Source organism: Pseudomonas sp. 05N434 (assembly GCF_056396965.1).
Map to the genome: position 1 here is coordinate 1 of NZ_JBFTMK010000261.1, position 6759 is coordinate 6759.

The 6759-nt window shown below is 59.8% G+C and carries 9 protein-coding genes; 5 read left to right on the top strand and 4 right to left on the bottom strand.

The window, feature by feature from the left end:
- The 4 genes from AC1DLB_RS17125 to AC1DLB_RS17140 all read left to right on the top strand — a co-directional run.
- The coding region (locus AC1DLB_RS17125) for a hypothetical protein (RefSeq protein ID WP_477785329.1) at positions 1–199 on the top strand (199 nt) is incomplete at its 5' end.
- Positions 200–213: 14 nt separating this feature from the next.
- On the top strand, positions 214–2229 hold the full coding sequence (locus tag AC1DLB_RS17130) for a ribonucleoside triphosphate reductase (protein ID WP_018927816.1): 2016 nt from the start codon (positions 214–216) through the stop codon (positions 2227–2229).
- Positions 2230–2261: 32 nt separating this feature from the next.
- Positions 2262–2429 carry an anaerobic ribonucleoside-triphosphate reductase gene (gene nrdD / locus AC1DLB_RS17135; protein WP_028940864.1) on the top strand — a complete coding sequence of 56 codons (168 nt, stop codon included), beginning with the start codon at positions 2262–2264 and terminating at the stop codon, positions 2427–2429.
- A complete protein-coding gene (locus AC1DLB_RS17140) occupies positions 2426–3121 on the top strand; it encodes an anaerobic ribonucleoside-triphosphate reductase activating protein (protein ID WP_477743998.1) in 696 nt (231 codons plus the stop codon). Before nrdD ends, AC1DLB_RS17140 begins: the two co-directional genes overlap by 4 nt.
- A gap of 16 nt (positions 3122–3137) precedes the next feature.
- Here AC1DLB_RS17140 and AC1DLB_RS17145 read toward each other — a convergent pair whose 3' ends face one another.
- Genes AC1DLB_RS17145 through AC1DLB_RS17160 form a run of 4 tightly spaced genes read right to left on the bottom strand, consistent with a single transcriptional unit; the run spans position 3138 to position 6239 of the window.
- Entirely contained in the window at positions 3138–4517 is a 1380-nt protein-coding gene (locus tag AC1DLB_RS17145) for a 4Fe-4S binding protein (protein WP_477785330.1), read from the bottom strand.
- Complete coding sequence (locus AC1DLB_RS17150) at positions 4505–5359, bottom strand: FTR1 family iron permease (RefSeq protein WP_349746806.1); 855 nt, start codon at positions 5357–5359, stop codon at positions 4505–4507. The genes AC1DLB_RS17145 and AC1DLB_RS17150 overlap by 13 nt, the downstream gene beginning before the upstream one ends.
- Before the next feature lie 22 nt (positions 5360–5381).
- Positions 5382–5714, bottom strand: a complete 333-nt coding sequence (locus AC1DLB_RS17155; protein WP_204125089.1) for a cupredoxin domain-containing protein — start codon at positions 5712–5714, stop codon at positions 5382–5384.
- A complete protein-coding gene (locus tag AC1DLB_RS17160; protein WP_018927822.1) occupies positions 5715–6239 on the bottom strand; it encodes an iron transporter in 525 nt (174 codons plus the stop codon).
- A gap of 224 nt (positions 6240–6463) precedes the next feature.
- On the opposite strand from AC1DLB_RS17160, the gene AC1DLB_RS17165 reads away from it, so the two are divergent.
- A complete protein-coding gene (locus AC1DLB_RS17165) occupies positions 6464–6676 on the top strand; it encodes a DUF3079 domain-containing protein (protein ID WP_018927823.1) in 213 nt (70 codons plus the stop codon).
- Positions 6677–6759 lie beyond the last annotated feature (83 nt).

Sequence of the window (6759 nt, forward strand, 5' to 3'; positions counted from 1 at the left end):
GTTTGCTGGTTTTACGACCGCTTCGCGGCCGAGCGGGAGCAAGCTCCCTCGCCACAGTGTTCACACCGATTTTCCCTTCACCGCCTTCGGGCGGTTTTTTTCACCGGCAAATCTTGATATCGATCAATTGCAGAACAGCACTTTGTCCGTAGTCTTCACTGCATGTTGTGTTTGTTTGTGTATGAACATCTATATGTAGTATCTGGAGGCCAAATGCAGAGCACGCTGATCTCAGTGGGATGTAACCGCTTGCACAAACGCGATGGCAGTCTGGTCGCCTTCGATGCCGACAAGATCCGCCAGGCATTGATCGCCGCCGGCAAGGCGACAGGGGAGTACACCGAGGTTGAGGTTGAAGGCTTGCTTCAGGCGGTACTCGCCCGACTGGAAGGGCTGCCAAGGTTGCACGTCGAGCAGATTCAGGATCGGGTCGAACGGGTATTGATGGATGCCGGTTACTTCTTCGCCATGCGCGCCTACATCGTCTACCGCGAACAGCACGGGCGTTTGCGCCGCGACCGCCGGACCATGGTCGAGGTGGCGACTTCTATGAATGAATACCTGGACCGTGAAGACTGGCGGGTCCAGGCCAACGCCAATCAGGGCTACTCCCTGGGCGGGCTGGTGTTGAACGTGTCGGGCAAGGTCACCGCCAACTACTGGCTGGACGAGGTGTACAGCGAGGCCATCGGCCAGGCCCACCGCGAGGCGGATTTGCATGTGCACGACCTGGATATGCTCGCCGGTTACTGTGCCGGTTGGTCGCTGCGTACTCTGTTGCACGAGGGGCTCAACGGTGTGCCGGGGCGTGTCGAAGCCGGTCCGCCAAAGCACTTGAGCAGTGCCCTGGGGCAAATGGTGAATTTTCTCGGCACCCTGCAGAACGAATGGGCCGGTGCCCAGGCGTTCAGTTCATTCGACACCTACCTGGCGCCTTACGTGCGCAAGGACCAGCTGAGTTACCAGGAGGTGCGCCAGGCGATCCAGGAGTTCATCTACAACCTCAATGTGCCGTCGCGCTGGGGCACCCAGACGCCGTTCACCAACCTGACCTTCGACTGGGTTTGCCCGCAGGATTTGCGTGAGCAGATACCCGTCATCGACGGTGAGGAGATGCCGTTTGCCTATGGTGATCTGCAAGTCGAAATGGACCTGCTCAACCGCGCGTACATCGAGGTGATGCAGGCTGGCGACGCGAAAGGGCGAGTGTTCACCTTTCCGATCCCGACCTACAACATCACCCATGACTTTCCATGGGACAGTGAGAACGCCGACCGTCTGTTCGAGATGACGGCGCGTTACGGTTTGCCGTACTTCCAGAACTTCCTCAATTCGGACATGCAGCCCAATCAGGTGCGTTCGATGTGCTGCCGGTTGCAGCTCGATGTGCGCGAGTTGCTCAAGCGCGGCGGTGGCTTGTTCGGTTCGGCGGAACAGACCGGATCGCTCGGCGTGGTGACCATCAACTGTGCACGCCTGGGCTATGTGTTCAAGGGCAACACCAGTGGCTTGTTGCGACGCCTGGACACGCTGATGGAGCTGGCAATGGAGAGCCTGGAGGTCAAGCGCAAGGTCATTCAGCACCACATGGATGCCGGTTTGTACCCTTACACCAAGCGCTACCTGGGCACCTTGCGTAACCATTTTTCCACCATCGGCCTCAACGGCCTGCATGAAATGCTGCGCAATTTCACCGGCGACGAGGAGGGCATGCACACCGAACATGGCCGACAGTTTGCCCTGAATCTGCTGGACCATGTACGTGCCACCTTGCTGCGGTTCCAGGAAGAAACCGGACATCTCTACAACCTGGAAGCGACACCGGCAGAAGGCACCACCTACCGCTTCGCCAAGGAAGACCTCAAGCGCTATCCGGACATTCTCCAGGCGGGCAGTGCGCAGGCACCGTATTACACCAACTCCTCGCAACTGCCCGTGGGCTACACCGAAGACCCCTTCGAGGCCCTGGAACTTCAAGACGAACTGCAATGCAAATACACCGGTGGCACGGTCTTGCACCTGTACATGGCCGAGCGGATTTCCTCGGTGCAGGCCTGCAAGCAACTGGTGCGCAAGGCCCTTGGACGTTTCCGCCTGCCGTACCTGACCGTGACCCCGACGTTCTCCATCTGCCCGGTGCACGGCTACCTCGATGGCGAACATGAGTTCTGCCCCAAATGTGACGAGGTCCTGCTGTTGCAAGAACAGAAGGCTGGCACCGTTCATTGATTTTGATCCACTCAACCGCAAGGAGCTTCACCATGACTGCATCGCAAACTCTGCCCCAGGCTCAACGCCAACGCTGCGAAATCTGGACCCGCGTGATGGGCTATCACCGTCCTGTGTCAGCGTTCAATCCAGGTAAACAGTCGGAGCACCGCGAGCGGGTGCACTTCACTGAAGGCGCAGCCCTGGCCGGGCGCCAATGAGTCGAATGCTTCGGGTCGGGGGCATGGTGCCCCTGACCACTATCGACTATCCGGGACAGCTCGCCTGCGTGCTGTTTTGCCAGGGTTGCGCCTGGCGTTGTCGTTACTGTCATAACCCGCAGCTGATTCCGCCTCGCGGCAGTGAGGAAGTGGATTGGCGGCGGGTGTTGGTGTTTCTGCAACGTCGTCAGGACCTGCTCGATGCCGTGGTGTTCAGCGGCGGTGAGCCGACCTTGCAAGACGGTTTGCTCGGCGCCATGGATGAAGTGCGGGACATGGGATTTCGCATCGGCTTGCACAGCGCAGGCATCAAGCCTGCGGCCTTCGCCAAGGCGCTGACTGGCGCGGATTGGGTCGGTTTCGACGTCAAGGCGTTGCCCGAAGATTGCCTGGCTATCACCCGGGTCGAGGGCAGCGGAACGGCTAACTGGCGCAGCCTTGAGCATCTGCTGGCCAGTGGTGTGGACTACGAATGTCGCACCACAGTGCATTGGCATCTGTTCGAGCCGGCGCGTCTGCTGATCCTGGCAAAACGCTTGAGTGCGCTCGGCGTCAAACGCTTCGCCGTGCAACTGGTCCGCACTGAGCGGATGTTCGATCCGCTACTGCCAAGCATTTCGGCACAAGCCTTGTTGCCAGAGTTGTGGGAGGCCATGCGCGAGTTGTTCCCAGCCTTCGTGCTGCGGGGGTAACGGGGGCTGGGGAAACTCAAGCCCAGCCCCAGAACTGCAACCACCAGCCAAACCCGATCAGGCCGTTGGCGAGGAACAGGCAAACTCCACCCGACACGCGCCGAGCCAGGGGAATACCTTCGTGTTTCAGCCGTTTCCAACCCAGTAGCAGGCTCCACCCCATGGCGGCCAATAGCAGGCAGGCCCTGGCGGGTTGTACCCACTCCAGCAGCAGACCTTCATAACGCAGTAATTTGACGGTGGTGGCCGACAGCCCGAGAAACAGTCCGGCACCACCCACAGGCGTGAGTGTCAGCGCCAGAGGCCAATACAGTGCGCGATCTCGCGCCAGTCGGGCCGYCAGGCGCAGGAGCAGCATCAACGCCGTGCCGAGCATGATCGAACTCACACTCAAGTAAGCGACAATGCTGAAGCCGTCGAGCCAGCTGAAGCTGTCGTTGAGTTGCGGGTAATGGGTCAGCAACCACCAGGGGGCGTTGTCCCGTAAGGCCCAGAGCTGGTTGTGTTCCACCAGCCACTGGGCCAGGGTTTGTTTGAGGGCGATAAACCATGGGCTGACCGTCCACTGAAACGCGCCCATGGCCAAGCCGATCACGCCGAACAGCAGCAAGCGTGTATCCCAAGGGGACAGCGCCTGCGCGGTTGCGTGAAGAATCTCCTGATTGCTGGAGCGGGCGATCAGCTGCACGGCGCCGCGTTGCCCGCTGCAGCGTCCGCAGGCGTGGCAATCACTGGCGCCTTGCAGGCGACGGATATCGAGCAGGGGAGCGCAGTTGGGGGGCGGCAGGCGTGGCGCGGCATTCTCTATCCAGCGTTGCTCATCGACCTGAAAGTGCACGGGGGCCAGCCTTGCGAGCAGGGCGAAAACCCCGCTGACCGGGCACAGGTAACGGCACCAGACCCGCTTGCCCCGGGCGAACAACAACCCGACGATGACCGCTGCGACGGTTGAGCCACCCAGAATCAACAGTGCGGCCTGGGCGTAGTCATAGACGCTGATCAATTGGCCGTAGAGGGTCGTGAGGCAGAACGCCAATGTGGGCCAACCGCCCCAACGCAACCAACGCGGCACACCCAGGCCTTTGCCGTAATGACTGGCCCATTCGCTGAGCGAACCTTCCGGGCACAGAACGCCACACCAGAGTCGACCGAAGCACACCATCGACAGCAACACGAACGGCCACCAGATTCCCCAGAATAAAAACTGCGCGAGCAAGGTCAGGTTGTCGAGTATCCGTGCCTGGCTGTCCGGCAACGGCAACAGCGCCGGGGTCACCAACAGCACTGCGTAAAACACTACGACAGTCCACTGCAGCGCACGGATGACGGACGCATGGCGACGCATCCCGTCACCCAGGCGCTGGAGCCATCGATTGTGCCGGCTCAGGTCAGGCATGGGACTTTCTCTGCAGCCCGTTGGCGTAGCCAGGCGCTGACGACCAGCCAGTAACCGACCCACACCAGTAGGGTCATGCCGCTGGGCGTTGCGCGATAACCGACAAAACTGGCCAGAAAGCCACCCAATCCATGGCTGTCGCTCAGCCACGCGCTGCCGTCCCAAAGCGATTCGCCTACGAGGCTGTAAACCACGTCCGGCACATCCAGGGCGAGCAGTTGGCCGCCGATTCGCTCGGTGCCGCTGACCAGCAACCCCGCGCCGAGCATGAGCAAGATGACTTCGCTGATGGCAAAGAATCGTTGCCATGAAATGAAGCGGCGACTGCTGTGCAGCAGCGTAATGGTCAGCGCGGACAGCACCAGCCCCAACACGCCGCCGACGGCAAACAAACCGAGCTGCGGACCTCGCAACCGGGCGCCGGCGCCATAGAGAAATACCACCGTTTCGCTGCCTTCGCGGCTGATCGCGAGCATGGCCAGCAGTAATAGACCTGCGCCTCCTTGTCGAGCCAGGTGGCTATCGGCGTGCCGTCGCAAATCGTGGTTGAGGGTGCGCCCGTGACGGTGCATCCAGCCGACCATTTGCACCATTAACAGGCTGGCAAACAGTGCGAGTGCGGCCTGGAACCATTCACTGGCCGACCCGCTCATGGCCTCACCGGCAAACAGAATCAACACCGCCAGCAGGCCCGAGAGCATCAACCCCAGCATCACACCCGCCCACAGGTATTTGACCAAGCGATGACGCTGGCCTTGTTGGCTGGCCCAGGCCTGGAGAATGCCGATCACCAGCAACGCCTCGACGCTTTCGCGCCAGACGATGAACATTGATTGATTCATGGAAGCTCCGTGCGCTAACAGGTTATTTCGCGAGGATGCCGCCCTCGGGCAATTGCGGATTGAACTCGTCGAAAAAGGGATAGTGGCCGGGCCTGAGCGGGTGAATGACGACGAAGGTTGTCACGCCCGGCGACAGTACTTTTTCAACCCGCAACGGCGTGCTCTCGAACTCGGCCGGCCCCTGACCGCTATTTTTCAGGACGATCTTGAAGCGCTGTCCGGCCGGGACCTCAAGCAAGGCAGGGGAGAAGTGGCCATCGCGCAGGGTCAGCTCAAAGCTCGGCAACTCGGCATGCGCCGTCAACGGCGCAACTGTTCCGGCCACGATCAGCCAGGCAAGATGCAGGCGCTTCATTCAATAGCCGCCTTTTTTACCGATGCCGGCGTAGATGAACTCGTAGTGCAGTTCGCAGCGTTCGAACCAGGGCGCCACACCGGTTTCCTTATCGGTGTGACGCCCGAGGGAGCCGTGACCGGTGGGTGGTAGCACGGTGAACGTCAGCCGATATTTGCCCGGCCCCAGCAGCTTCACATTGTCGCCATAGTGCGGGCCGTCATTGGCGACCATGGCATGGAAGTCGCCCTTGATTTCGTCCGGGTTACCCGCTCTGCTCAAGTTGAACGAGACATTGAGGTAAGGCACGAAACTGCCTTCCTGAAAGCCCTGTCGATTGTCCGCGGTGGCCCGAATGTCAGCTTCCAGGTGAACATCAGAATCGACAGTAGCGCGCATCATGCCAGCCGGGGCCATCTCGATCGGTTGCAGATACACCGCCCCGACTTCCAACCCCTGACACAGCTGTGGTTCCCCGATCGGGTATTCCTTTGCGTGAGCCAGCGGTACGAGCAAGAGCAGGGCGAGTGAGAGGTGGGTACGCATAATGTCTTCCTGAGCACTGACGAGTAGGAACCCGAGTCTAGGAAGCTTTGCTGCGAACAATAATGATTGTTATCAAGTTTTGATCAATTAAACCGTTAGAAGCTTAGCTCCAGGATCGCGATAGGGAGGGCAGTCGCTCGATGTCGATTCTTGATATCCATCAAGGATGGTTTTGCACAAAGGCTGTAGGTTGGAAGAACGTCTCTCAATGACCGGAGATCGAAATGGCCAAGAACTTCCCCGTCAACCCCAAGCACCCCGAGCGGATCTGTTGGGGATGTGACCGGTATTGTCCGGCCAAGTCCCTGGCATGCGGCAATGGCTCCGACCGTACGATGCATCCGGCCGAGATGTTCGGAGAGGATTGGTATTTGTCTGGCGACTGGGGAATCGAGCCCCTCATCGTCACAGACAAGACAGCGGATGATGGCGTCTAGTGCATGCCAAAGCTCGCAGATTAAAAAATCAGGGAAATATCTGGATGCTTCTCCGGATATTTCCCTGTTGCTCAATGTTTGGA